Here is a 23,370-nt window from a genome sequence, read left to right as displayed (position 1 = left end):
CCTTCCCACGCGCTGGGAAGGTGCTTTCCTCACAGTTCGCGGGCTTCAGCCGAGGTCGTCGGGGTCTTTTCCGGTGCGTTCGTTCGCTTCCAGGGCCGTGATGGCGGCGCGATCGGAGGCATCCAGGGTGAAGTCGAAGACGTCGAGGTTCTCGCGGATGCGGGACGGGGTCACCGACTTGGGGATCACGACGTCGCCGAGGTCGAGGTGCCAGCGCAGCACGACCTGGGCGGCGGACTTGCTGTGCCGGGCGCCGATGGCGTCGAGGGTGGGGTTGCCGATCGCGCGTCCCCGGGCCAGCGGCGACCAGTCCTCGGTGAGGATGCCGTGCGCGGCGTTGTACGCGCGTACCTCGGTCTGTTGCAGCCACGGGTGCAGCTCCACCTGGTTGACCGCCGGCACGATGTCGGTCTCGGCCAGCAACCGGTCCAGGTGGTGGGTGTGGAAGTTCGACACCCCGATCGACCGGGCGCGCCCGTCGGCTTTGATCGTCTCCAGGGCGCGGTAGGTGTCGACGTACCGGTTCTGCCGGGGCGCCGGCCAGTGGACCAGGTACAGGTCGACGTAGTCCAGGCCCAGCTTGGCCATGCTCTCATCGAACGCGCGCAGGGTCTCGTCGTAGCCGTGCCGGTCGTTCCAGACCTTGGTGGTGACGAAGACCTCGTCGCGGGGGAGGGCGGCCCGGGCCAGGCCCTCGCCGACGCCGCGTTCGTTCTCGTACAACGCCGCGGTGTCGACGTGCCGGTAGCCCGCTTCCAACGCGATCTGCACGGTGCTCGCGGCCAGGGCATCCGGGATCTTGTAAACCCCGAGTCCGAGCTGGGGGATGCGGAGGCCGTCGTTCATGAGAAGCGTGTGGTCCATGCGTCTCATTAAACCCCGCCGCGACCCCGACCCGGCCTCCCGCGAGCTGTGAGATAAGCACCGAAAATCTCAAAATTGTGGTGCTTAAATCACAGCTCGCGGGCCCTGAGGACGGTGCGCACCCGGCGGAGGAACTCATGGCCACCCCCCATGAGGTCATCGTCGGTAATCCGGATGACTCGCCACCCGTGATCCTCGAGCCGCTCCCGTCGGGCGATGTCCTTGCGGAACTGGGCCCGGTCGGTGCGATGGCCTTCACCCTCGTACTCGACGCAGGCGCGCAGGCGCGGCCAGGCCAGGTCGACGCGGGCGAGGAAGTTGCCCTCGGCGTCGGTGATCACGTAGTTCGTGATCGGTTCCGGCAGCCCGGCATCGACCAGGAGTAGCCGGGTCTCGGTCTCCTTGGGCGATTCGACCCGGGCACGCGCCAGGGAAGCCGCCGTGCGAAGGCGTTTCACGCCGCGGCGGCCGGCGCGGGCGAGGGTCGCGCGGTGCAGGTCCTCCGGGGTGAAGGCCGGATGTTCGCCGGCGAGGAGGACGTCGGCCACGGCAACGAGGGCGGTGCGGGGCAGCACCATGCCGAGATCCGCCCAGGTCTGCAGGGGCGAAGTGACCGGGATGCCGTCCACGTACTCGACGTTCAGCAACTCCGTGCGCAGCTCGTGTCCGACCACCCCGGTCATCTGCGGCGGCCGGGTGCCGGCGGGCACGGTGACATGGATGCGGGTGTCAGCCTCGAGCCAGGAGGGAAGGGGGAGCCCGAGGAGGAGCGCGGCAGTGTGGTGGCTGATCACGTGGGTGGGTGGCATCCGCTCGGCATAGCTGCGGCTGAGGCCGAACGCGCCTGTCGGAGCCGGCCCGGCAACACGCACGGCTCGGAAGGGGGCGCACAGGTCGGATCCCTGGAGGCGGCGTCGCGTGAGGCCGAGGCTTCGGGCCAGTGCAACCGGGAAGGGCTCGCCCAGGAGCTCGGGAGGGATGGGTGTGCGTCGTGACATGCAGAGAGGATGCCAAATTCACACCCAACGTCGGGGAATCTCTCCACAGGGCCCACCGCGCCCTCCGCGAGCTGTGAGAAAGGCCCCAGAAGCGCGAGTTTTTAGGTGCTCAAGTCACGGTTCGCGGGCTGGTGGGGCCTAGTCTCGGGGGATCGGACCCACCCTGCACGGGAGGACGGCGCTCGTCACCGGGGTGTCGCGGCGCAAGGGCATCGGCTACGCGGTGGCGGTGCGCCTGGCGGAGCTGGGCGCCAGCGTGTTCGTGCAGCATTTCGCGCCGCACGACGACGAGCAGCTCTGGGGCGGAGACGACCTCGACGCGGTGCGGGCGGGCATCCGCTCGGCGCTGACCGAGGGCGCCGTGTTCGGTGACGTGAGCGCCGCCCTGGCCGGGCCGGATGCCGCGGCGGCGGTCGTGCGCGCGGCCGTCGGGCCCACCGGGCGAGTCGACATCCTGGTGGCCAGCCATGCCCGCAGCGGCGGCGAGGGCTCCATCTTCGATATGACTGCCGAGATGCTCGACGGGCACTGGCAGGTCAACGCCCGCGCCACGCTGCTGCTCACCCGCGCCTTCGCCGAGCAGTTCGGCGACGCCGGGCTCACACCCACCGTGGCCAGTGAGCTGCTCAGCCGTGGCATCACCCTCAACACCGTCAATCCCGGCCCGGTGAACACCGGCTACCTCGATCCGGAGACCACCGACCGCCCCCTGGACGGCATGCTCGAGTATCTGCGCACCATCCCGTTCGGCCGGTTCGGCGAGCCCACCGACCCCGCCCGCCTGATCGGCTGGCTGGTGGGCGGTTTCAGCCTCGCGAACTGAGAGAAAAGCCCCAGAAACTCGAGTTTTTGGGTGCTTAACTCACAGCTCGCGTGAGGGGAGGGAAGGGGGAGGGGGACGGGCTAGGAGACCTGGATGCTGATCGGCTCGGTGTCGGGGATCGGGCCGGCGTCGCGGCCACGCAGGTCGGGATGCCAGCGGCGGCCGAGCGCGGGGATGATCGTGCCGAGTGCGGCGAACCCGGCGGCGACGTAGATCGCGGCACCGGCACCGGAGTGGTCGATGGCGAAGCCGGCCAGTGCGGAGCCGAGCGCGGCGCCGATGAGCTGCCCCGTACCGATCCAGCCGTACGCCTCGGCTGTGTCACTGAACTTGACGCTGGCCGAGACGATGCCGAACAGTACCGCGAACGACGGCGCGATCCCGATGCCGGCGACGAGCAGCGCCCCCGATAGCCACCAGAAGTTGAGAAAGATGCCGGCGACGGCCAGGCCGAGCGTGACGATGAGCATCCGGCTGGCCAGCGCCCACGGGCCGATCGGGAGGTGGCCGAGCGCGAGCCCGCCGATGAGCGAGCCGATGGCGAAGATGCCCAGCACCCAGCCGGCGTTGGCGCTGCCGTGGCCGAAGACGGCGACCACCCCGGCCTCGACGGCCGCGCAGGCGGCGACGAGCATGAAGCCCACGACGGTGCTCAGCAGCACCTCGGGCTTCTTGAGCACCACCCCGAGCTTGCGGCGGCTGCGGGGGATGCGCACCCGGCCCACCTCGGGCAGCGCCACGAACCAGATGCCGCCGGCGACGAGGAAGAACGCGGCGAGCAGGATGCCCGCGGTGCTGCTGACCTGGATAGCGACGAAGGTGGCGATGACCGGGCCGAGCACCCAGATGATCTCCTGCGCCGAGGCGTCCAGGGAGAACAGCGGCGTGAGCTGGCGGGAGTTGACGACCTTGGGGTAGATGGTGCGGACGGCCGGCTGAATGGGCGGCATCGACAGGCCGGCGATGAAGCCGACGACCATCAGGCCCACGATCGGCAGCGGCACCAGGGCCATGACCACGATCGCCGCGGTGCACACGATCATGGTGACGATGAGAACCGGGCGCATGCCCAGCCGGCCCATCAGCCGGGAGGTGAGCGGGCCGGCGATGGCCTGGCCGATACTCATGGCGGCCAGCACGAGGCCCGCGGCCGCGTACGAGTCGAAGAGCGCCTCGATGTGGATGAGGAACGCCAGCGAAAGCATCCCAAAGGGGAATCGGGCGGTGAGCTGGGCTCCGATGAGTCGGGCAACGCCCGGGGTTTTCAGAAGGGTCCAGTAGCTGCTCACAACCGTCTAGTCTATGTCCGGGGCGAGCCTCAAAGCGCAGCGGAGGCTCTGCCTGCCCGGCTAACGTGAACGGGTGCACACACTGATTTCGGCGGCCGATCTGGCCGCACTCCTCGTCGTCGGCCCGGCTCCGCGCATCCTCGATGTGCGGTGGAAGCTCGGCGGCCCTCCTGGCCGTGCCGAGTTCCGCCGCGGGCACCTGCCCGGCGCCGTGTATGTGGACCTGGATTCCGAACTGGCCGGGCACGGCGAAGCGGCCGACGGCCGGCATCCGCTGCCCGCGTCGGCCGATCTGGAGGCCGCCGCCCGCGGCTGGGGCCTGAACGATGGCGACACTGTCGTGGTCTACGACGACCTGGGCAACATGTCTGCCGCCCGCGCCTGGTGGCTGCTGCGCCACGCCGGGGTGCGCGACGTGCGCCTGCTCGACGGCGGCCTCGCCGCCTGGCGCGCCGCCGAACTGCCGGTAGTGGAGGGCGAGGAGCCGGTTCCGGCCGGTTCGGTGAGCCTGACGCTCGGCGTCCTGCCTGTGCTCGACGCGGATGCCGCGGCCGCGCTCGCGCAGGACGGCGTGCTGCTCGACGCCCGCGCCGCCGAACGCTTCCGGGGGGACACCGAACCGATCGACCCGCGCGCCGGGCACATCCCGGGCGCGGTGAGCGCTCCGACGGGCGGCAACCTGGATGCCGAGGGCCGGTTCCTTCCGGCCGCCCAGCTGCGGGCCCGGTTCGAGGCACTCGGGGTGCACGGTCAGGTGTTCGCCGGGACGCGCGGTCCCGGCTACGACGTGGGCGTGTACTGCGGTTCCGGAGTGACGGCCGCCCACGAGGCCGTGGCGCTCACCCTCGCCGGATTCACCCCGGCGGTGTACCCCGGCTCCTGGTCACAGTGGTCGAACCTGCCCGACCGGCCGGTCGCGACCGGGGACGCTCCCGGCGGGGCATCCGCTCGCGCTTAGGCCCTTCTCGAGGGCCCGGCAGCGTCGCGGCCCGGTTTGGTCTTCGCGGCCCGAAGTACGCCCGGCGGCGCTTGTTTTATCGCGTGCCGCCGGGGGTAACGCGTGCCGTGGCTGACGCGCCGCGCGGCTAGGCGATCTCGGACGCGGTGCCGCTCACCACGATGCCGCCGGTGGCAGGCACGTCCACGAGCAGCAGGCTCGGCCGGTGCACGTGCCGGCCCTGGTGGATGACCACCCGCGTCGGCGGTGTCACCAGCCCGAGCTCGCGCAGGTAACCGCCCACCGAGGCGGCGGCCGAGCCGGTGGCCGGGTCCTCGCTGAGGGTGCCGACCGGGAACAGGTTACGGGCCTCGAACTCGTTCGGGCCCAGCACCGTCAGGGTGGTGACGGTTCCCGCCCAGCCCTGAGCATCCATCAGCGTGCGCATGGCCGCCGGGTCGAAGGTGAAGGCGTCGAACCCGGCCGCGTTGGCGAAGACCAGCACCGGATGCCAGTTGCCGGCGAAGGCCTGCAGGGGCGGGTACTCGGGGTGCAGCGACGCAACCGAGGCGCCGAGCAGCCCGAGCAGTTCGGTGAGCACCTCAGGCGCGATGGCCCGCACCTCGGGCTCGACGCTGGTGAAGGATGCGGCCAGGCCGGCATCCGTGTTGCGGGTCTGGATCGTGATGGTGCCGACGCTGGTGTCGAACGTGAACGCGCCGACACCGTCGCGGCCGGCCAGCGCCACGGCGGTGGCGATGGTGGCGTGCCCGCAGAACGGCACCTCGGCGACGGGGGAGAAGTAGCGCAACCGGCTGCGGCGCGGGTCGCCGTCGACCACCGGCACCGTGACGAAGGCGGTTTCGGCGTAGCCGACCTTGGCGGCGATGGACTGCATCGCCGCGTCGTCGAGGCCGCTTGCGTCGAGCACGATGCCGGCGGGGTTTCCCCCGGCGGCCGCATCAGTGAGGGTCGGGTCGGTGAAGGCGGCGAATCGCAGCACGGGCACAGTCATGGGTTCATGATGCCAGCAGGGACTCTGGACGGTCCACCCCGGGTGACTGCTCAGGTCGAGGCTGGCATACTTAGGTAATGCTTACCTCAGCGGCTTCGGGGACGGGTGCGCCGACCCGCGGGTCCGTCGTGCCCGCAGCCAACGACGCGCTGCGGGTGCCGCGGCGGCGCCAGCTCGCCGGACTGCTCACCGCCGTGATCCTTTTGGCGCTCGCCGTGGCCGCGTCGCTCGTAGTGGGCAGCAGGGCGATCCCCTTGGGCACCGTGCTCGAGGCCCTGCTGCACCCCGACCTCGGCGTGACCGACCACACCGTCGTGCTCGACCTGCGGGTGCCGCGCACCGCCATCGGCCTGCTCGCCGGCCTCGCGCTCGGCCTGGCCGGGGCCCTCATGCAGGGCATCACCCGCAATCCGCTCGCCGATCCCGGCCTGCTCGGCGTCAACGCCGGCGCCTCGCTCTTCGTCGTCGCCGGCATCGCCTGGTTCGGGGTCACTTCGGCGATGGGCTACGTCTGGTTCGCCTTTGCCGGCGCGTTCGTGGCCGCCGTGATCGTCTACGTGGTCGGCTCCCTCGGCCGCGAGGGCGCCACCCCGGTGAAACTGGCCCTGGCCGGCACCGCGCTCACCGCCTCGCTCACCTCCCTGATCACCATCGTGCTGCTCAGCGACTCGGAGGCGTTCGACAAGTACCGGTTCTGGTCGGCAGGCTCCCTCGTGGCCCGCGACCTCGACTCCACCCTGCAACTGGCCCCGTTCATCGGCGTCGGCGTGCTGCTCTGCCTGTTGGCCGGGCGGATGCTCAACGCGCTCGCCCTGGGCGACGACCTGGCTCGCGGGCTCGGCCAGAACCTCGTGGCGGCCCGCATCGTCTGCGCCGTCGCCGTGGTGCTGCTCTGCGGTTCGGCCACCGCCATGGCCGGCCCGATCGTGTTCGTGGGCCTGGCCGTTCCGCACATAGCCCGCCGTTTCACCGGCCCCGACTACCGCTGGATCCTGCTCTACTCCGCGGTGCTCGGCCCGGTGCTGCTGCTGGCCGCCGACGTGCTCGGCCGGGTGATCGCCCGCCCCGGCGAGATCGAGGCCGGCCTGGTCGTCGCGTTCCTCGGCGCCCCGATGCTCATCGCCCTGGTGCGCCGCGTGAAGCTGGCCGGCCTGTGAGCGGCGCCGTGACGACATCCGCCCGGGCCGCGGTGGATGCCGCCCCGCTCGTGCGAGCCCGCACCCTGCGGCACCGCCGGGAACGTCGCATCGTGCTCGTGCTGGCCGCGCTGGTGTTGGTCGTCGCCGCGACCAGCCTGATGGTCGGCGCCTACAACCTCAGCGTGCCCGACCTGCTGCGCACCCTGGTGGGCCAGGGATCGAGCAGCGAGAACTTCATCGTGTTCAAACTGCGGCTGCCGCGGCTGACTCTGGCGATCCTCGTCGGCGTGGCCTTTGCGGTCTCCGGCGCGCTGTTCCAGACCGTGCTGCGGAACCCACTGGCCAGCCCCGACATCATCGGCGTCACCGGCGGCGCCAGCGCTGCCGCGGTGTTCGGCATGCTCGTGCTGGGCCTGGGCAGTGTCGCGACCTCGTTCATGGCCTTCGCCGGCGCCATGGTCGTGGCCGCCGCCATCTACCTGCTCGCCTGGCGCGGCGGCGTGGTCGGCTACCGATTCGTGCTCATCGGCGTGGGTGTCGCGTTCATGGTGCAGGGCCTGCTCGGTTACCTGCTCTCCCGCGCCGACCTCCGGAACGCCGAGGACGCCCTCACCTGGCTGGTCGGCAGCGTCAGCGGCGCCCGCTGGCCGGAGATCGCGGTGCTGGCCGCGTTCCTGGCGGTGCTGCTGCCGGCCATCGGGGTGCTCGCCGGGCGGATGCGGATGCTGCAACTGGGCGACGACACCGCCAGCAGCCTCGGCGTGCGCGCCGAACGCTCCCGGCTGGCCCTGCTCGTGGCCGCCGTGGCCCTCGCGGCCCTCGCCACCGCCTTCGTGGGTCCGCTCGCGTTCATCGCCTTCGTCTCTGCGCCCATCGCCCGCCGCCTCGTGGGCACCGGCAGCCTGGCCCTGTTCCCGGCCGCGCTGATCGGTGTGCTGATCACCACGGTCGCGGACTTCACCGCCCAGCACCTGCTGCCGGGGGCGCTCGAATTGCCGGCCGGCATCATCACCGGCGCCATCGGCGCCCCCTACCTGCTCTGGCTGCTCGCCACCCAGAACCGAATCGGAAAGGGAGCCTGATGCCCCAGACCACCGACCAGACCGCTGGCCAGCCCGTCGGCCAGCCCGGCGCATTCGCCCGGCACGCCCTCACCGCCACCGGCCTCAGCCTCGGCTACGACGGCACCCGCATCGTCGACAAGCTCGACCTCGCCATCGAACCCGGCGCGATCACCGTGATCGTCGGCGCGAACGCGTCCGGCAAGTCCACCCTGCTGCGCGGCCTCGCCCGGCTGCTGCCGCCGCAGGCCGGCACGGTCACCCTCGACGGCCGCGACATCGCCAGCCTGCCCAGCCGGAAGGTCGCCACCATCGTGGGCCTGCTGCCGCAACAGCCCATCGCGCCGGAGGGCATCGGCGTGGCCGACCTCGTCGGCCGGGGGCGGTACCCGCACCAGGGCTGGTTCCGGCACTGGTCGAGCACCGACGACACCATCGTCGCCGAGGCCATGGCCGCCACCCAGACCCTGGAGCTGGCCTCCCGGCGCATGGAAGAGCTCTCCGGCGGGCAGCGCCAACGCGTCTGGATCGCCATGGCGCTCGCGCAGAACCCGGACATCCTGTTGCTCGACGAACCCACCACCTTCCTCGACGTCACCCACCAGGTGGAGGTGCTCGACCTGCTGCACGAGCTCAACCACGAGCAGGGTACAACGGTGGTGATGGTGCTGCACGACCTCAACCTGGCCGCCCGCTACGCCGACAGGCTCGTAGTCATGCGCCAGGGCACGATCATCGCCGAGGGCGCTCCGGCCCAGGTGCTCACCGAGGCCGTGGTGCTGGACGCCTTCGGGCTCACCGCCCGCATCATCGCCGACCCGGTCTGCGGCTCCCCGCTGGTCGTGCCGATCGGGCGCTTCCACGGCGCCGCCTGATCCGCTATATTAGGTGAGGCTACCCTAAACACCAGGGGCCCTTCCCCCTTCCAGATCCGGAGTTACCTGTGCCTAGACGTTTGATCACCGTGCTCGCCGCCACCGCGGCCATCGCCGCCCTCACGCTCAGCGGATGCTCCGCCTCCGACACCGACGGCGACGCCGGCACGGATGCCGCGGCCGGCGGCGCCTTCCCCGTCACCATCGAGCACGCCTTCGGTGAGACCACCATCGACGCCGAGCCCACCCGTGTTGTCACCTGGGGCTGGGGCAGCGCCGACGACGCCATCGCGCTGGGTGTCGTGCCGGTCGCCATCCCGTTCCAGGCCTACGGCGGCGACGAGAACGGCGTGCTGCCGTGGATCGCCGACGCCCTGGACGAGCAGGGCGCGGACCTGCCGACCGTGCTCTCCGACTCCACCGAACCGCCCTACGAGGAGATCGCGGCCGCCGCGCCCGACGTGATCCTCGCCGCGTACTCCGGCCTGACCGAGGAGCAGTACGAGCTGCTCAGCGACATCGCCCCCGTCGTGGCCTACCCCGACGAGCCCTGGTCCACCGACTGGCGGGAGCTGATCGAGATCACCGGCACGGCCCTGGGCAAGACCGACGAAGCCACCAGCCTGCTCGCCGACATCGACAGGGCGATCGCCGAAAAGGCCGCGGCGCATCCGGAGTTCGCGGGCAAGTCAATCGCCCTCACCTCCGACACGGCCGGAGTCTTCTACGTCTACACGGATGCCGACCCGCGCGTGACCTTCGCCACCGAACTCGGCTTCGAGAGCGCCCCGAGCGTCGCCGAACTCGCCAACGGGGAGTCCGACTTCTTCTACACGATCAGCTACGAGCAGCTCGACAAACTCACGAGTGACGTGATCGTCAACTTCGCCGCTACCCAGGAGGAATCCGACGCGTTCCTGAACGCCGGCTACGCGCAGGTCATGCCGCAGGTGCAGAACGGAGCCGTGGCGTCGCCGGTCGGAGCGGCCGTCGTCGCCTCGGTCTCCCCGCCCACCGGCCTTTCGCTCACCTGGGGCATCGACGACTACGTCGAGCAGCTCTCGGTGGCCGCTCTGGCCGCCGACGCCGCGAAGTAATCGCCGGTTAGACACGCAGCGCTCCCGGCCCCAGCGGCCGGGAGCGAGGGCTGCCTGGAGCGCGGTAACCTTGAGATGCCTCCGTACCGACTGGTCCCGAAGCCGATGTCGTACGAGCCGTACCCCCAGCGCAGGGACGTTTCAGGCTCACTCCGGTCGCACCATCCACGGGCCGCACTGTCGACTCGATCCTTGAGGCCTCGAGACCCATGAAAAGGTTGTGCCATGCGCGCTAGATACGTATTCCCCGCCCTCGCTGCCGTGGCGGCGCTGATGCTCACCGGATGCGTGGACAACTCGACTCCGGCGGAGTCAGGTGTGCCCGAGAGGAGCGCCGCTGCGACCACGAAAGACGATGCGGCAGCAGCACTGGTCCCGGCCGAGGTGGCCGATCGTGGCACCCTGATCATCGGAACCGAACCGACCTACGCGCCGAACGAGTTCAAGAACGAGGCCGGCGACCCGATCGGCTGGGACATCGAGCTCGCCAGCGGCCTCGCCGCCAAGCTCGGCCTGACACCGAAGTTCCAGGTCGCGAAGTTCGACAACATCATCCCGAGCGTGGCCGGCGGCAAGGCCGACATCGGGGCGTCCTCTTTCACCGACACCGTCGAGCGCGAAGAGCAGGTCGACTTCGTCAACTACTACAACGCCGGCATCCAGTGGGCGTCGGCGACGGGCAATGACGTCGACCCCAACAACGCCTGCGGTCTGAAGGTTGCAGTGCAGACCGCCACCTTCGAGGACACCGATGAGGTGCCCGCCAAGAGCGAGGCCTGCGTGGCCGCCGGCAAGCCGCCGATCGACAAGCTGAAGTTCGACACCCAGGCCGACGTGGCCAACGCTGTTGTGCTCGGCCAGGCCGACGCACTCAGCGCCGACTCCCCGGTCTCGCTGTACGCGATCGCCCAGACCGGCGACAAGTTGCAGCCGGCCGGCGACACTTTCGATGAGGCCCCGTACGGCATGGTCGTCGCCAGGGGTTCCGAACTCACCGCCGCCGTGCAGGCCGCTCTGCAGTCGATGGTGGATGACGGCAGCTACAACGCCATCCTCGATGCCTGGGGTGTCACGGACGGTGGCGTGGACGAGATCACGATCAACGCAGCCGCGAACGGCTGACCCATGAGCTCTCTTGACCCGCTGGAGTGCCGCCGTCGCGGCACACGGTAACCTTGGCGGGCGTCGTTTGGGCTGTTCCCGAACCGATATCGCCAGACCATTCCCCCGGAGCAGGGGTGTATTAGGCTCACTGCAGTCGGACCGTTCACTGCCATTCAGTCGAATCGAAACCTCGACGCCCTAATGAAGAAGGTCGTGCCATGCGCGTTAGATATGTACTCCCCGCCCTCGCTGCCGCCGCCGCGCTGATGCTCACCGGCTGCGTCGACAACTCGACGCCTGCGACGAGTGGCACCGACGCCAGCAGCGCACCCACGATCGAGAAGGACGACGCGGCAGCGGCCCTGGTCCCCGCCGACGTCGCCGACACCGGGACCCTTGTCATCGGCACCGACCCGACCTACGCACCGAACGAGTTCAAGAACGAGGCGGGCGATCCGATCGGCTGGGGCATCGAGATAGCCAGCGGCATCGCCGCCAAGCTCGGCCTCGAACCCGAATTCCAGGTCGCCAAGTTCGACAACATCATCCCGAGCGTCACCGGCGGCAAGGCCGACATCGGCTCGTCCTCGTTCACCGACACCATCGAGCGGCAGCAGCAGGTCGACTTCGTCAACTACTACACCGCGGGCATCCAGTGGGCCTCGGCGGCAGGTAAGGATGTCGACCCCGACAACGCCTGCGGCCTGAAGGTGGCCGTACAGGCCACTACCTTCGAGGACACCGACGAGGTGCCCGCCAAGAGCGACGCCTGCGTTGCCGCCGGCAAGCCCCCCATCGACAAGCTCAAGTTCGACACCCAGGATGCCGCGACCAACGCGGTCGTGCTCGGCCAGGCCGACGCGCTCAGCGCCGACTCCCCGGTCACCCTGTACGCGATCGCCCAGACCGGCGACAAGCTGCAGCTCGCCGGCGAGACCTTCGATGTGGCCCCGTACGGCATGGTTGTCGCCAAGGGCTCCGAACTCACCGTGGCCGTGCAGGCCGCGCTGCAGTCCATGGTCGACGACGGCAGCTACCAGGCGATCCTCGACGAGTGGGGCGTCGCCGACGGCGGCATCGACGAGATCACAATTAACGCGGGCGCGAACGGTTAAGCCGTGAGCACCACGAACGTGAACGGCGCAGCGGCCGGGCAGACCCCGCCGCTGCGCGAAGCGGCGTCGACGTCGGAGCCGATCAAGGCCATCCGACTGCGACACCCGTGGCGCATGGTGTTCGCCGTACTGCTCGTGGCGATCTTCGCGTTCTTCGTCGTCGACGCGGCTTTCCGCCCGGCGTACGACTGGCCGGCGGTGGGCAAGTACCTCTTCGACCGGCGCATCTCGATGGCCGCCCTGGTGACGATCGAACTGACGGTCTTCTCCATGGTGATCGCGATCATCCTCGGCGTGATCCTGGCCGTGATGCGGCTCTCACCCAACCCGGTGGTCAAGAGCGTGGCGTGGTTCTACCTCTGGATCTTCCGCGGCACCCCGGTCTATGTGCAGCTGACCATCTGGGGCCTGATCTCACTGATCTACACGAGCATCGACATCGGCCTGCCGTTCATGACCCCGTGGATCTCGTTCAGCACCAACGCGGCCCTGAATACCTTCACTCTTGCCGTCATCGGCCTGGCCCTGAACGAGGCCGCGTACATGGCCGAGATCGTGCGCGCCGGACTGCTCTCGGTCGACAAGGGCCAGGAAGAGGCCTCGGTCGCCCTGGGCATGAGCTGGTCGCAGACGATGACCCGGGTCATCCTGCCGCAGTCGATGCGGGTGATCATCCCGCCGACCGGCAATGAGGTGATCTCGATGCTGAAAACCACGTCCCTGGTCACCGCCGTGCCGTTCAGCCTGGAGCTGTTCACAAGATCGCGAGACATCTCGGCGGAGACCTTCAACCCGATCCCGCTGCTTATCGTGGCGTCGATCTGGTACCTGTTCTTCACCTCGATCCTGATGGTAGGCCAGTACTTCCTCGAGAAGCGCTTCTCCCGCGGGGTGGGCGACCGGCAGACCGACAAGAGCGACCCGGCGGCTCCCACCACGGGCGCCATCACCGGTGTCGTACCCGTGGTCGGGGCGGGGCAGCCCACCGTGGTGCTGCCGCCGAGGACGGATGCACCGGGCACGACCGGCGACGGAGGAGCACGATGAGCGCTACGACAGTGGGCGGCGTCGCATCCGTCGACGTGCCGATGGTTTTGGCCGAGCAGGTCACCAAGAGCTTCGGCTCGAATGAGGTGCTCAAGGGCATCACCCTCGAGGTCAAGCGCGGCGAGGTGATGTGCCTTGTCGGGCCGAGTGGGTCGGGCAAGTCCACGTTCCTGCGCTGCATCAACCATCTCGAGGTGCTCTCGGCCGGCCGGCTGAGCGTGGACGGCGAGCTGATCGGCTACCGCGAGTCCAACGGCAAGCTCTACGAGATGGCGCCCAAGGAAGCCGCGAAGCAGCGCCGGGACATCGGCATGGTGTTCCAGCGGTTCAACCTGTTTCCGCACATGACCGCCCTGCAAAACGTGATGGAGGCGCCGCTGCGCGTCAAGGGAATGCCCAAGGCGAAGGTGGAGAGCAACGCTCGCGACCTGCTCGCCCGGGTGGGCCTGGCCGACCGGGCCGACTACTACCCGGCGCACCTCTCCGGTGGGCAGCAGCAGCGGGTGGCGATCGCCAGGGCGCTGGCGATGGAGCCCAAGCTGATGCTCTTCGACGAGCCCACCAGCGCGCTGGACCCCGAACTCGTCGGCGAGGTGCTCGACGTGATGAAGGGCCTGGCCAGGGAGGGCATGACCATGATCGTGGTCACCCACGAGATGGGCTTCGCCCGTGAGGTCGCCGATTCGCTGGTGTTCATGGACGCCGGCGTCGTGGTCGAGTCCGGTCTCCCGTCGGAGGTCCTGGCCAACCCGCGCCACGCCCGCACCCAGACGTTCCTCTCCAAGGTGCTCTAGCCCCCACGCGAACCGTGAGAAAAGCCCCAAGAACTCGAGGTTTTTGGGGCTTTTCTCACGGTTCGCAGGATGACTGCGCGGGTTAGAACGCCCAGGGGCCGAAGCGGGTGATGGCCACGACGAGGGACAGGATGCCCAGGATCACGCTGGGCATGGTCTCCTTGGCACCGTCGCCGGCGCGCACGTGCCAGACGACGGCGCCGAGCATGATCACGGTGAGGGCGGCGGCGGCGATCGGCACCAGGACCGGGGCGACGCCGGTGAGCGCGGGCAGAATCAGGCCGATGCCGCCGAGCAGTTCGGCGAGGCCGATGAGCTTGACACCGGCATCCGAGTAGTCGTCGGTCCAGGCCATGCCGTTGGCGGCGAGCTTGGCGCGGGGCTGGGCGACCTTCATCAGGCCGGCGCCGATGAAGGCGACGGCGAGCAGACCGGTGATGATCCAGATGGCGATGTTCATGGGGGACTCCTGGGTTGGTCTCGGGCCTGAAGACACCGAACGAGGATAATTGCGGCGGAAGTAGTTGCCGCGTCAAATAAACTAGCGGGAACTACTTTCCACGTCAAGTAAATCTCGGTAGAGTGGGCGGATGCACGAACCGGAGTGGCTGACCGCCGATGAGCTGACGGCATGGACGGCCCTCGCGGGGGTGCTCTTCCTGCTGCCCGCTGCGCTCGACTCGCAGTTGCAGCGCGACTCTGGCCTGGCTATGGCCGACTACATGGTGCTGGTGATGCTCTCCGAGCGGGACGGCCACTGCATGCGGATGAGCGACCTCGCGTCCTCGGCGAGCACCTCGCAGTCGCGGCTGTCGCGCATCGTGGCCCGGCTCGAGGCCGCCGATTACGTGACCCGCGAGATGGCCCCGGATGACCGCCGCGCGGTGCTGGCCACGCTCACCGAGACGGGCCTGGCCAAGCTCGTGGCGGCCGCGCCCGGGCACGTCGCCCAGGTGCGCCGCTTGGTCTTCGATCGCCTCACCTCCGCCCAGGTGCTCTCGCTCACCGACATCGCCCGGGCGCTTGCGCATCCCGACGACCACGCGAACTGTGAGTTAAGCACCTAAAACTCGCGAGTTGTGGGGCTTTACTCACAGTTCGCGGGATGACGAGGGGGCTAGGAGACCAGGACCTTCTGGATGCGCTGGAGGGAGACCGACTCCGCGGCTCGCAGTTCCTGGGCGAAGAGACTGATGCGCAGCTCCTCGATCATCCATCTCGCGCGCACCAGGTTGGGCGCGGCATCCGCAGGCAGCGGGATGCGCCCGCCGGCGTCCGCGAAGCGAGCCGTGGCGGACTGCACCTCGTTCATCCAGACGCGGTCGCGGTTGGGGTTGTCGAGCAGCTTGTCGATGCGGGTGCTGATGCCGCCGAGGTAGCGCGGCAGGTGCCGCAGCTGGGCGAGCCCGGTGGCGCTGACGAAACCGGGGTAGACCAGCCCGTTCAGCTGCTCGCGGGCATCCGTTAGCGCGGCCAGCAGGGCCATGCTGGTAGAGGCCTTGAGCGCCTTGTCGGCGGCGCGGGACGCCGTGAGAATGCGGGCGACCAGCCCGACGGTCTCGAACATCGAGTCCATCACGACCCCGGAGACCCGGTCGCGGATGGTGTCGAACTCGGCCTTCATGAACACCTGGCCGTCGGGCCGCACCCGGTAGAGCACGTCGTCGACGGCGGCAGCGAGGCAGTCGTCGAACAGCGCCTGGGTGGACCGGTACGGGCTGGTGGCCAGCGACAGCTTCTCGCCGCCCTTGAGGTGCTGCTGCACGTACGCCACCGGCGACGCCGTCGCAAGCAGCAGCAGGCGGCGCACGCCGCCCGGCAGGGTGCGGCCCTGCTCCTCCGCAGTGCTCATCATGCGGATGCTCACCGAGGTGCCGTCGTCGATCAGGGTGGGGTAGCCGCGGATGGTGTTGTCACCCTGCTTGGTGTCGATGAAGCGGGGCAGCTCGACGAAGTCCCAGGTGGTGAGGCCGCTGCGCTCGATGGCGTTCTTCGGGGTGGCTGCGGAGGCCTTGGCGACGGACTCGCGCACCTTGTTGCCCAGGCGCCGCTGCAGTTCGGTGAGGTCCTTGCCGGATGCGACAGTGCGGCCGCGCTCGTCGACGACCCGGAAGGTCATGCGCAGGTGCGCGGGCACCCTGGAGAGGTCGAAGTCGCGCACGGTGACGGGCACGTAGGTGAGGCGCTGGATAAGGGCGGCGAGGGTTTCGGCGAAGGAGGGGTCGGATGAATCGCCATGTGTGTTGGCGCGATTCAAGGTGGCGCGCGGGGTCTCGACAAGCTCGACCAACGATCGATCGCCGATCGAGGAACCCACGGTGGATGAGCCTGTCGAACGCACGACACCGGGGGCGAGGGGCAGCTCGGCGAGGAGGCGCACGGCCCAGTCGGCGGCGGGCACGACGTTGCGGCGGATGGCCTTGGGCAGCGACTTGATCAGCGAGGTGACCAGGTCTGCGCGCAGGCCCGGCACCTGCCAGTCGAAGCCGGTGGGGGAGAGGCGAGCCAGAAGCGCGAGGGGCACCTGCACGGTCACGCCGTCGTCCTCCTCGCCGGGCTCGAACCGGTAGCTCAGCGCGAAGCGCTGGTCGCGCTGCTGCCATGTCGGCGGAAACAGCGACTCGTCGATCTCCGGCGCATCCTCGGGCACGAGCGCCTCGGCGGTCATGGTGAGCAGGTCCGGCGTCTCGGCGCGGGCGACCCGCCACCAGGTCTCGAAGGTTCGGGTGCTGTGCACCTCCGCGGGAATGCGTCGGTGGTAGAACTCGAAGACGGCCTCGTCGTCGAAGAGGATGTCGCGGCGCCGGGTGCGCTCCTCGAGCTCGGCGAGTTCCTTGCGGAGGGCCGTGTTGGCGCGGTCGAAGGCGGTGACCCGCTGGTCGACGCGATCGAGGTCCCACTCGCCATCGACGAGGGCGTGCCGGATGAACAGCTCGCGGGCGTAGGCCGGGTCGACCCTGGAGAACTGCACGCGGCGGCGCGGCACGATCGGCACCCCGTAGAGGGTGACACGCTCGTAGGCGACCACGGCGCCCTGCTTCTTCTCCCAGTGCGGCTCGGAGTAGCTCCTCTTGCAGAGGTCACCGGCGAGCTGCTCTGCCCAGGCCGGGTCGACGACGGCGTTCATCCGGGCGAACAGACGGCTGGTCTCCACCAGCTCGGCGCTCATCACGGCGTTGGGCTGCTTCTTGGCCAGCGCGGAGCCGGGGAACAACACGAAGCGCTGCTGCCTCGCGCCGATGTAGTCCTTCTTGGCGACGTCCTTCAGGCCGATGTGCGAGAGCAGGCCGGAGAGCATCGACCGGTGGATGCCGTCGGGGTTCACGCTGGGGTCGCCGATGTGCAGGCCCAGCGGCTTGGCCAGCTGGCGGAGCTGCTTGTAGACGTCCTGCCACTCGCGCACCCGCAGGTAGTTGAGGTACTCGTTCTTGCACAGCCGCCTAAATGCGCTGGAGCCGAGCTCCTTCTGCTGGTTCTCCAGGTAGTTCCAGAGGTTGAGCAGAGAGAGGAAATCGCTGGTGGGATCGGCGAACCGGGCGTGCTTCTCGTCGGCGGAGCCGCGGCGCTCGAGCGGTCGCTCGCGCACATCCTGGATGGTGAGCCCGGCGACGATGGCCATCACCTCGCGGCTGGTGCCCTGGATTTTCGATTCGATCACCATGCGGCCGAAGCGGGGGTCGATGGGCAGTTGGGCGAGCTGTTGGCCCACCCGGGTGAGGGCGTGCGTGCCGGCCGTGACGGCCATCCGCCCGCCCTGGGGCCCGCGACCGCCGCTGTCACGGCCACGACCGCGCCCGCCGGACCGGCCACCGTCGCGGCCGCCGGCCTGACTCGGGTCTTCGGTGGGCGTGCCCGTCGGAGCCACGGTGGCCGTGACCGCGCCGAGCTCGGTGAGCAGGTCGAGGCCGTCCTTGATGTTGCGGGAATCCGGCGGGGTGAGGAACGGGAACTGCGCGATGTCGCCCAGGCCCAGCGAGATCATCTGCAGGATCACCGCGGCGAGGTTGGTGCGCAGGATCTCCGGCTTGGTGTACTCGGGACGCCGGGTGAAGTCCTCTTCGCTGTAGAGGCGGATGGCGATGCCGTCGCTGGTGCGGCCGCTTCGGCCCGAGCGCTGGTTGGCGGAGGCCTGCGCGATGGCCTCGATCGGCAGTCGCTGCACCTTCGAGCGCACGCTGTACCGGCTGATCCGGGCGGTGCCGGCGTCGATGACGTACCGGATGCCCGGCACGGTGAGGCTGGTCTCGGCCACGTTGGTCGCCAGCACGATGCGCCGCCGCACCCCGGCCACGGTGGAGGGCTGGAACACCCTGTGCTGGTCGGCGGAGGAGAGCCGGCCGTACAGCGGCAGCACCTCGGTGGGGCTGGTGCGGCCCCCGCCGGCGAACTTGCCCTGCAGGGCGTCGGCCGCGTCGCGGATCTCGGTCTCGCCGGAGAGGAAGACCAGCACGTCGCCGTTGGACTCCTGCTCGAGTTCGTCGAGCGCGGCGGAGATGCCCTCGATGTAGTCGCGGTCCACGCTGGGCGCGGCATCCGCGATCTCGTCCTCGTCGTCGATAGCGGCCTCGGCCACGAGCGGGCGGTAGCGGATCTCGACGGGGTAGGTGCGGCCGGAGACCTCGATGATGGGCGCCGGGGTGCCGTCGGCGGCGGCGAAATGCTTCGCGAAGCTGGCCGGGTCGATGGTGGCCGAGGTAATGATGAGCTTGAGCTCGGGCCGCTGGGGGAGCAGTTGCTGCAGGTAGCCGAGCAGGAAGTCGATGTTGAGGCTGCGCTCGTGCGCCTCGTCGATGATGATGGTGTCGTACTTGTGCAGCATCCGGTCGCGGTGGATCTCGTTGAGCAGGATGCCGTCGGTCATCAGCTTGATGCGGGTGTCGGCGCCGACCCGGTCGGTGAAGCGCACCTGGTAGCCGACGAGCTCGCCCACCTCCTGGCCGAGTTCCTCGGCGATGCGCTCGGCGATGGTGCGCGCGGCGAGCCGGCGCGGCTGGGTGTGGCCGATGCTCTCCCGGCCCAGCTCCAGGCAGATCTTGGGCAGCTGGGTGGTCTTGCCCGACCCGGTGGATCCGGCCACGATCACCACCTGGTTGTCGCGGATGGCGCGCGCGATGTCGTCGCGGCGCTGGCTGATCGGCAACTCGGGCGGGAAGGTGATTTTCACGGGAATCATTAGCCCTCCATGTTATTGCCTCGCGGAGTGCCCCACTCGCTGGTCGAGCTTGCGAGAACGACCTCCGACCTCCTTTTAGGATAGGCTAACCTGATCACCGCGGGCCACGCCTGCACGACGAGGGGGACCCCTACACAATGACGTTCACGATGACACGCCGCTGGGCCATGACCGGCGCGATCGCGACGGCCACCCTGCTGGGCGCGACCGCCTGCGGCGCCCCCGGTGAGGCGCCCAGCCCGTCGGCCGCCGAAAGCAGCACGCCGTCCGGCGCCATCACTGTCTACAACGCCCAGCACGAGGAGTTGACCCAGGCCTGGGCCGACGAGTTCACGAAGGAGACCGGCGTCACGGTCACCCTGCGCAACGGTGACGACTCCGAGCTCGGCAACCAGCTCGTGCAGGAGGGCAGCGCCTCGAAGGCCGACGTCTTCCTGACCGAGAATTCGCCCGCGATCAGCCTCGTCGACAACGCCGAGCTGTTCACCAAGGTCGACGCCTCGACCCTCGAGCAGGTGCCCGAGCAGTTCCAACCCACCTCGGGCAACTGGACCGGGATCGCGGCGCGCTCCACGGTGTTCGCCTACAACCCGAAGCTCCTCACCGAGGACCAACTGCCGAAATCCCTCCTCGATCTTGCCGACCCGAGCTGGAAGGGCCGCTGGGCCGCCTCGCCCTCCGGAGCCGACTTCCAGGCCATCGTCAGCGCCATGCTCGAACTCGAGGGCGAGTCCGCAACGAGCGCCTGGCTCACGGCGATGAAGCAGAACTCGGTGGCCTACAAAGGCAACAGCACGGTCATGAAGGCCGTCAACGCGGGGGAGATCCCCGGCGGCGTGATCTACCACTACTACTGGTTCGGCGACCAGACCGGCACGGGCGAGAACAGCTCCAACACCAAGCTGCACTACTTCAAGAACCAGGATCCGGGCGCCTTTCTGAGCATCTCGGGCGGCGGGGTGCTCAAGACGAGCACGAACCAGGTCGCCGCGCAGGCCTTCCTCGCGTACATCACCGGCAAGGCCGGCCAGGAGGTCCTGAAAACCGGCACCTCCTTCGAATACCCCGTCGCGACCGGGGTCGAAGCGAACCCCGCGCTCGTGCCGATCAGCGAGCTGGACGCACCCCTGCTCGACCCCTCCCAGCTCAACAGCACCAAGGTCACCGATCTGATGACCGAGGCCGGGCTTCTGTAAACTAGGACCCGATGTCCCTCACCCGCGCACCAGAGACAACGACGCCTGAGTCCAGGCTGCCCGCAGCCGGGGGCGCTGCCGACGCTCGCGGTGGGCCCCGCGGTCCGGTGCAGACGGATGCCGTCGGCCGCGTCGGCCGGCGCCCGTCGCCGTTCATCGTGGCCGTGGCGTGCACGGTGGCGCTGTTCGGACTGCTGCCGCTCGGCTATGTGATCGTGACGGGGATCCTCACCGGCTGGCCGGCGCTGTCGGCGCTCGTGTTCCGGCCCCGGGTCGGCGAACTGCTGATGAACACGGTCGGCCTCGTCGTTATCACCGTACCGCTGTGCGCGGCAATCGGAGTGGGCTGCGCCTGGTTGGTCGGGCGCACGAGGCTGCCCGGCGCCCGGGTGTTCGCGGTGCTTCTGGCGACCCCGCTCGCAGTGCCGGCGTTCGTGAACAGCTATGGCTGGGTCAGCGCCATCCCCTCGCTGAACGGACTGTGGTCCGGCGTGCTGATCGCGACCCTGTCCTACTTCCCGCTCGTCTACCTGCCCTGCGCGGCCGCGTTGCGGCGCCTGGACCCGACCGTCGAAGAGGCCGCCGGTTCGCTCGGCAGCGGCCCAGGCGGGGTTTTCTTGCGCGTAGTCCTGCCCCAGTTGCGGCTGCCGATTCTCGGTGGCTCGCTCCTGGTGGGACTGCACCTGCTCTCCGAGTACGGCGCCTTCGCGATGATCCGCTTCGACACCTTCACGACCGCGATCGTCGAGCAGTACCGCTCCACCTTCAACGGTCCGGCGGCGAACGCGCTGGCCGGGGTGCTCGTGCTCTGCTGTCTATTCCTATTGGTCGGGGAGTCCGGCGCTCGCGGCAGGTCCCGCTACGCCCGGATCGGCTCAGGCGTCGCCAAGGACGCCCAACGGCGCGGATTGGGGATGTTCACTCCGCTCGGCTACCTGTTCCTCGGCGGCCTGTTCGTGCTGTCGATCGGCGTCCCGTTTTCGAGCGTCATCCGCTGGCTCGTGCGCGGTGGCGTCGAGGTGTGGTCCGACGGCGTCGTGGCAGAGGCGTTCCTGCAGACGGTCGGCTACGGGCTGGCCGGCGCCCTCGCGACGTGTCTGCTCGCCTTCCCGGTCGCGTTCCTCGCGGTGCGGCACCCGAGCCGGCTGGCGCGCGGCCTCGAGTCGGTCAACTACCTCACCAGCTCGCTGCCCGGGATCGTGACGGCGCTCGCGCTGGTGACAGTGAGCATCCGTTTCGTGCAGCCGCTCTACCAGACCGCAGTGCTGGTCGTCGTGACCTACGTGCTGATGTTCCTGCCCCGGGCGCTTGTAAACCTGCGCGCCGGGCTCGCGCAGGTGCCGGTCGGGCTGGAGGAGGCCGCCCGGTCGCTCGGCAAGCACCCGGTCGCCGCGTTCCTGAGCGTGACCGCCCGCTTCTTCGCGCCGTCCGCCCTCGCCGCGGCGGCGCTTGTTTTCCTCGGGATCGTCACCGAGCTGACCGCGACGCTTCTCCTGGCGCCGAACGGCACCCGCACGCTGGCGATCCAATTCTGGTCGAAGGTGAACGACATTGACTATGTCGGGGCGGCCCCGTACGCACTGCTGATGATCGTACTGAGCCTGCCGGTCACCTACCTCCTGTTCGCCCGGTCGCGACTGGCGGCCGTCTCGTGAGCGGGCGGGCGCAGGCCGGTGCCGAGCAGGCCGCGGTCGAGATGGTCGGCGTGGGCAAACGGTTCGGCGGGGCGACCATCCTCGATGACATCGCACTCACCGTGCCAGAGGGCAGCCGCACCGTGATCGTGGGTGCGTCGGGGTCGGGGAAGACCACCCTGCTTCGCCTGATAAGCGGCTTCGAGCTGCCCGACGTCGGCACGATCACCGTCCACGGCCGCGAGGTTGCCGCACCGGGCATCGCCGTGGCGGCCCACCGGCGGGGAATCGGCTACGTCGCCCAGGACGGCGCCCTGTTCCCGCACCTCACCGTCGGGCAGAACATCGCCTTCGGCCTCGGGCCGGCCCTGCGCAGCGGCACCCGGCTGGGCCGCCGAAAGGCGGTCGACGAACTGCTCGGCATGGTGTCGCTGACCCCGGACTTCGCCGCGCGCCGCCCCGACGAGCTCTCGGGCGGCCAGCAGCAACGCGTCGCCCTGGCCAGGGCTCTCGCCCGCCGCCCGCGGGTGATGCTGCTCGATGAGCCGTTCTCTGCCCTCGACGCCGGCCTCAGGGCCGTGACCCGCGACATCGTCGCCGCGACGCTTGAGCGCGCCGAAATCACGACAGTGCTGGTCACCCACGACCAGGCCGAGGCGATGAGCTTCGCGCACCAGCTCGCTGTGCTCCGCGACGGCCACCTCGGCCAGGTCGGGTCGCCGCGGGAACTGTACTGGCGCCCGGCCGACCTGTTCACGGCCCGTTTCCTTGGCGACGCGGTCGTGCTGCCGGCCATAATCGGCGACGGTGTCGCCCAGTGTGCTCTCGGCACTCTGCCGGTGTTACCCACGAGCCTGCGCGGCACGGCCTGCATCATGTTGCGTCCAGAGCAGATCGTGGTTGAGCACCTCGACGGGCTCGGCCCGGAAGCGACGGTCGGCTCGGCGGACGCGCCGGGTTCCTGCGGGGGCGCCTGCGTCGGCCGGGTCGAGGCGGTCGACTTCTACGGGCCAGAGGTGCAGCTCACCGTGCGCATCGACGGCGCGGCCGGCGGAACCGTCGTCCACGTTCGGCACCGCGGAACGACCGGCACCTCCGTCGGCAGCCGGGTCAGGCTCACCGCACACGGAACGGCCACGGCGTTCAGCTCGGACGCCCAGACTGCCGCGCACCGGCATCCGTTCCCTGCCATCAAGCACTGACCGTTGC

The 23,370-nt window shown here is 69.5% G+C and carries 20 protein-coding genes; 14 read left to right on the top strand and 6 right to left on the bottom strand.

The window, feature by feature from the left end; genetic code table 11:
* Positions 1-45: 45 nt before the first annotated feature.
* Both E3O42_RS04345 and E3O42_RS04340 read right to left on the bottom strand, forming a co-directional pair.
* The gene (locus tag E3O42_RS04345) at positions 46-864 is read right to left on the bottom strand and encodes an aldo/keto reductase (RefSeq protein ID WP_241984634.1); all 819 of its coding nucleotides are present in this window, start codon (positions 862-864) and stop codon (positions 46-48) included.
* An 89-nt stretch (positions 865-953) separates the two neighbouring features.
* A complete protein-coding gene (locus tag E3O42_RS04340) occupies positions 954-1,862 on the bottom strand; it encodes an endonuclease domain-containing protein (protein WP_134452699.1) in 909 nt (302 codons plus the stop codon).
* Positions 1,863-2,013: 151 nt separating this feature from the next.
* On the opposite strand from E3O42_RS04340, the gene E3O42_RS04335 reads away from it, so the two are divergent.
* Positions 2,014-2,685, top strand: coding sequence for an SDR family oxidoreductase (locus E3O42_RS04335; protein WP_338144924.1), 672 nt, complete (start codon positions 2,014-2,016; stop codon positions 2,683-2,685).
* A gap of 80 nt (positions 2,686-2,765) precedes the next feature.
* Here E3O42_RS04335 and E3O42_RS04330 read toward each other — a convergent pair whose 3' ends face one another.
* Complete coding sequence (locus tag E3O42_RS04330) at positions 2,766-3,974, bottom strand: MFS transporter (protein ID WP_134452697.1); 1,209 nt, start codon at positions 3,972-3,974, stop codon at positions 2,766-2,768.
* A gap of 73 nt (positions 3,975-4,047) precedes the next feature.
* On the opposite strand from E3O42_RS04330, the gene E3O42_RS04325 reads away from it, so the two are divergent.
* Positions 4,048-4,932, top strand: a complete 885-nt coding sequence (locus E3O42_RS04325) for a sulfurtransferase (RefSeq protein WP_134452696.1) — start codon at positions 4,048-4,050, stop codon at positions 4,930-4,932.
* A gap of 127 nt (positions 4,933-5,059) precedes the next feature.
* Here the strand turns inward: E3O42_RS04325 and E3O42_RS04320 are convergent, their stop codons facing one another.
* Positions 5,060-5,926 (bottom strand): PhzF family phenazine biosynthesis protein, encoded by an 867-nt coding sequence (locus E3O42_RS04320; protein WP_134452695.1) that lies wholly within the window; start codon positions 5,924-5,926, stop codon positions 5,060-5,062.
* Positions 5,927-6,003: 77 nt separating this feature from the next.
* Between E3O42_RS04320 and E3O42_RS04315 the strand changes: the two genes are divergently transcribed.
* From E3O42_RS04315 to E3O42_RS04280, 8 genes are all read left to right on the top strand, one after another.
* Positions 6,004-7,083 carry a FecCD family ABC transporter permease gene (locus tag E3O42_RS04315; RefSeq protein ID WP_134452694.1) on the top strand — a complete coding sequence of 360 codons (1,080 nt, stop codon included), beginning with the start codon at positions 6,004-6,006 and terminating at the stop codon, positions 7,081-7,083.
* Positions 7,084-7,091: 8 nt separating this feature from the next.
* Positions 7,092-8,147 carry a FecCD family ABC transporter permease gene (locus E3O42_RS04310; protein ID WP_241984632.1) on the top strand — a complete coding sequence of 352 codons (1,056 nt, stop codon included), beginning with the start codon at positions 7,092-7,094 and terminating at the stop codon, positions 8,145-8,147.
* Entirely contained in the window at positions 8,147-9,001 is an 855-nt protein-coding gene (locus E3O42_RS04305; RefSeq protein ID WP_134452693.1) for an ABC transporter ATP-binding protein, read from the top strand. The genes E3O42_RS04310 and E3O42_RS04305 overlap by 1 nt, the downstream gene beginning before the upstream one ends.
* A gap of 68 nt (positions 9,002-9,069) precedes the next feature.
* A complete protein-coding gene (locus tag E3O42_RS04300; protein ID WP_134452692.1) occupies positions 9,070-10,098 on the top strand; it encodes an iron-siderophore ABC transporter substrate-binding protein in 1,029 nt (342 codons plus the stop codon).
* A 225-nt stretch (positions 10,099-10,323) separates the two neighbouring features.
* Positions 10,324-11,220: an ABC transporter substrate-binding protein gene (locus E3O42_RS04295; RefSeq protein WP_134452691.1), complete on the top strand. Its 897-nt coding sequence runs from the start codon at positions 10,324-10,326 to the stop codon at positions 11,218-11,220.
* A 200-nt stretch (positions 11,221-11,420) separates the two neighbouring features.
* Entirely contained in the window at positions 11,421-12,317 is an 897-nt protein-coding gene (locus E3O42_RS04290) for an ABC transporter substrate-binding protein (protein ID WP_134452690.1), read from the top strand.
* 3 nt (positions 12,318-12,320) lie between these two features.
* Positions 12,321-13,364 (top strand): amino acid ABC transporter permease, encoded by a 1,044-nt coding sequence (locus E3O42_RS04285; protein WP_420897861.1) that lies wholly within the window; start codon positions 12,321-12,323, stop codon positions 13,362-13,364.
* Positions 13,361-14,158, top strand: coding sequence for an amino acid ABC transporter ATP-binding protein (locus tag E3O42_RS04280; RefSeq protein WP_478213360.1), 798 nt, complete (start codon positions 13,361-13,363; stop codon positions 14,156-14,158). The genes E3O42_RS04285 and E3O42_RS04280 overlap by 4 nt, the downstream gene beginning before the upstream one ends.
* Before the next feature lie 82 nt (positions 14,159-14,240).
* Here E3O42_RS04280 and E3O42_RS04275 read toward each other — a convergent pair whose 3' ends face one another.
* Positions 14,241-14,618 (bottom strand): DoxX family protein, encoded by a 378-nt coding sequence (locus E3O42_RS04275; protein WP_134452689.1) that lies wholly within the window; start codon positions 14,616-14,618, stop codon positions 14,241-14,243.
* A gap of 130 nt (positions 14,619-14,748) precedes the next feature.
* Between E3O42_RS04275 and E3O42_RS04270 the strand changes: the two genes are divergently transcribed.
* Positions 14,749-15,225, top strand: a complete 477-nt coding sequence (locus E3O42_RS04270; protein WP_134452688.1) for a MarR family winged helix-turn-helix transcriptional regulator — start codon at positions 14,749-14,751, stop codon at positions 15,223-15,225.
* A gap of 50 nt (positions 15,226-15,275) precedes the next feature.
* On the opposite strand, the gene E3O42_RS04265 is transcribed toward E3O42_RS04270, so the two are convergent.
* Positions 15,276-19,331, bottom strand: a complete 4,056-nt coding sequence (locus E3O42_RS04265) for a DUF3418 domain-containing protein (protein ID WP_134452687.1) — start codon at positions 19,329-19,331, stop codon at positions 15,276-15,278.
* 149 nt (positions 19,332-19,480) lie between these two features.
* Here E3O42_RS04265 and E3O42_RS04260 point away from each other — a divergent pair, with 149 nt between their 5' ends.
* Genes E3O42_RS04260 through E3O42_RS04250 form a run of 3 tightly spaced genes read left to right on the top strand, consistent with a single transcriptional unit; the run spans position 19,481 to position 23,363 of the window.
* The gene (locus tag E3O42_RS04260; protein WP_134452686.1) at positions 19,481-20,527 is read left to right on the top strand and encodes an iron ABC transporter substrate-binding protein; all 1,047 of its coding nucleotides are present in this window, start codon (positions 19,481-19,483) and stop codon (positions 20,525-20,527) included.
* A gap of 11 nt (positions 20,528-20,538) precedes the next feature.
* Complete coding sequence (locus E3O42_RS04255; protein ID WP_134452685.1) at positions 20,539-22,182, top strand: ABC transporter permease; 1,644 nt, start codon at positions 20,539-20,541, stop codon at positions 22,180-22,182.
* On the top strand, positions 22,179-23,363 hold the full coding sequence (locus tag E3O42_RS04250) for an ABC transporter ATP-binding protein (RefSeq protein ID WP_241984631.1): 1,185 nt from the start codon (positions 22,179-22,181) through the stop codon (positions 23,361-23,363). The genes E3O42_RS04255 and E3O42_RS04250 overlap by 4 nt, the downstream gene beginning before the upstream one ends.
* Positions 23,364-23,370 lie beyond the last annotated feature (7 nt).

The sequence above is a fragment of the Cryobacterium adonitolivorans genome, from assembly GCF_004402695.1.
GTDB lineage: Bacteria > Actinomycetota > Actinomycetes > Actinomycetales > Microbacteriaceae > Cryobacterium > Cryobacterium adonitolivorans.
Note: the sequence above shows the minus strand (reverse complement) of the source record. Positions and strands in the feature narration are given on the sequence as shown.

Excerpts from the sequence above, each read along its gene's own strand:
- E3O42_RS04345 (WP_241984634.1), bottom strand. The coding sequence starts at position 864 with ATGGACCACACGCTTCTCATGAACGACGGCCTCCGCATCCCCCAGCTC.
- E3O42_RS04340 (WP_134452699.1), bottom strand. The coding sequence starts at position 1,862 with ATGTCACGACGCACACCCATCCCTCCCGAGCTCCTGGGCGAGCCCTTC.
- E3O42_RS04320 (WP_134452695.1), bottom strand. The coding sequence starts at position 5,926 with ATGACTGTGCCCGTGCTGCGATTCGCCGCCTTCACCGACCCGACCCTC.
- E3O42_RS04315 (WP_134452694.1), top strand. The coding sequence starts at position 6,004 with ATGCTTACCTCAGCGGCTTCGGGGACGGGTGCGCCGACCCGCGGGTCC.
- E3O42_RS04305 (WP_134452693.1), top strand. The coding sequence starts at position 8,147 with ATGCCCCAGACCACCGACCAGACCGCTGGCCAGCCCGTCGGCCAGCCC.
- E3O42_RS04295 (WP_134452691.1), top strand. The coding sequence starts at position 10,324 with ATGCGCGCTAGATACGTATTCCCCGCCCTCGCTGCCGTGGCGGCGCTG.
- E3O42_RS04290 (WP_134452690.1), top strand. The coding sequence starts at position 11,421 with ATGCGCGTTAGATATGTACTCCCCGCCCTCGCTGCCGCCGCCGCGCTG.
- E3O42_RS04280 (WP_478213360.1), top strand. The coding sequence starts at position 13,361 with ATGAGCGCTACGACAGTGGGCGGCGTCGCATCCGTCGACGTGCCGATG.
- E3O42_RS04275 (WP_134452689.1), bottom strand. The coding sequence starts at position 14,618 with ATGAACATCGCCATCTGGATCATCACCGGTCTGCTCGCCGTCGCCTTC.
- E3O42_RS04270 (WP_134452688.1), top strand. The coding sequence starts at position 14,749 with ATGCACGAACCGGAGTGGCTGACCGCCGATGAGCTGACGGCATGGACG.
- E3O42_RS04265 (WP_134452687.1), bottom strand. The coding sequence starts at position 19,331 with ATGATTCCCGTGAAAATCACCTTCCCGCCCGAGTTGCCGATCAGCCAG.
- E3O42_RS04260 (WP_134452686.1), top strand. The coding sequence starts at position 19,481 with ATGACACGCCGCTGGGCCATGACCGGCGCGATCGCGACGGCCACCCTG.
- E3O42_RS04255 (WP_134452685.1), top strand. The coding sequence starts at position 20,539 with ATGTCCCTCACCCGCGCACCAGAGACAACGACGCCTGAGTCCAGGCTG.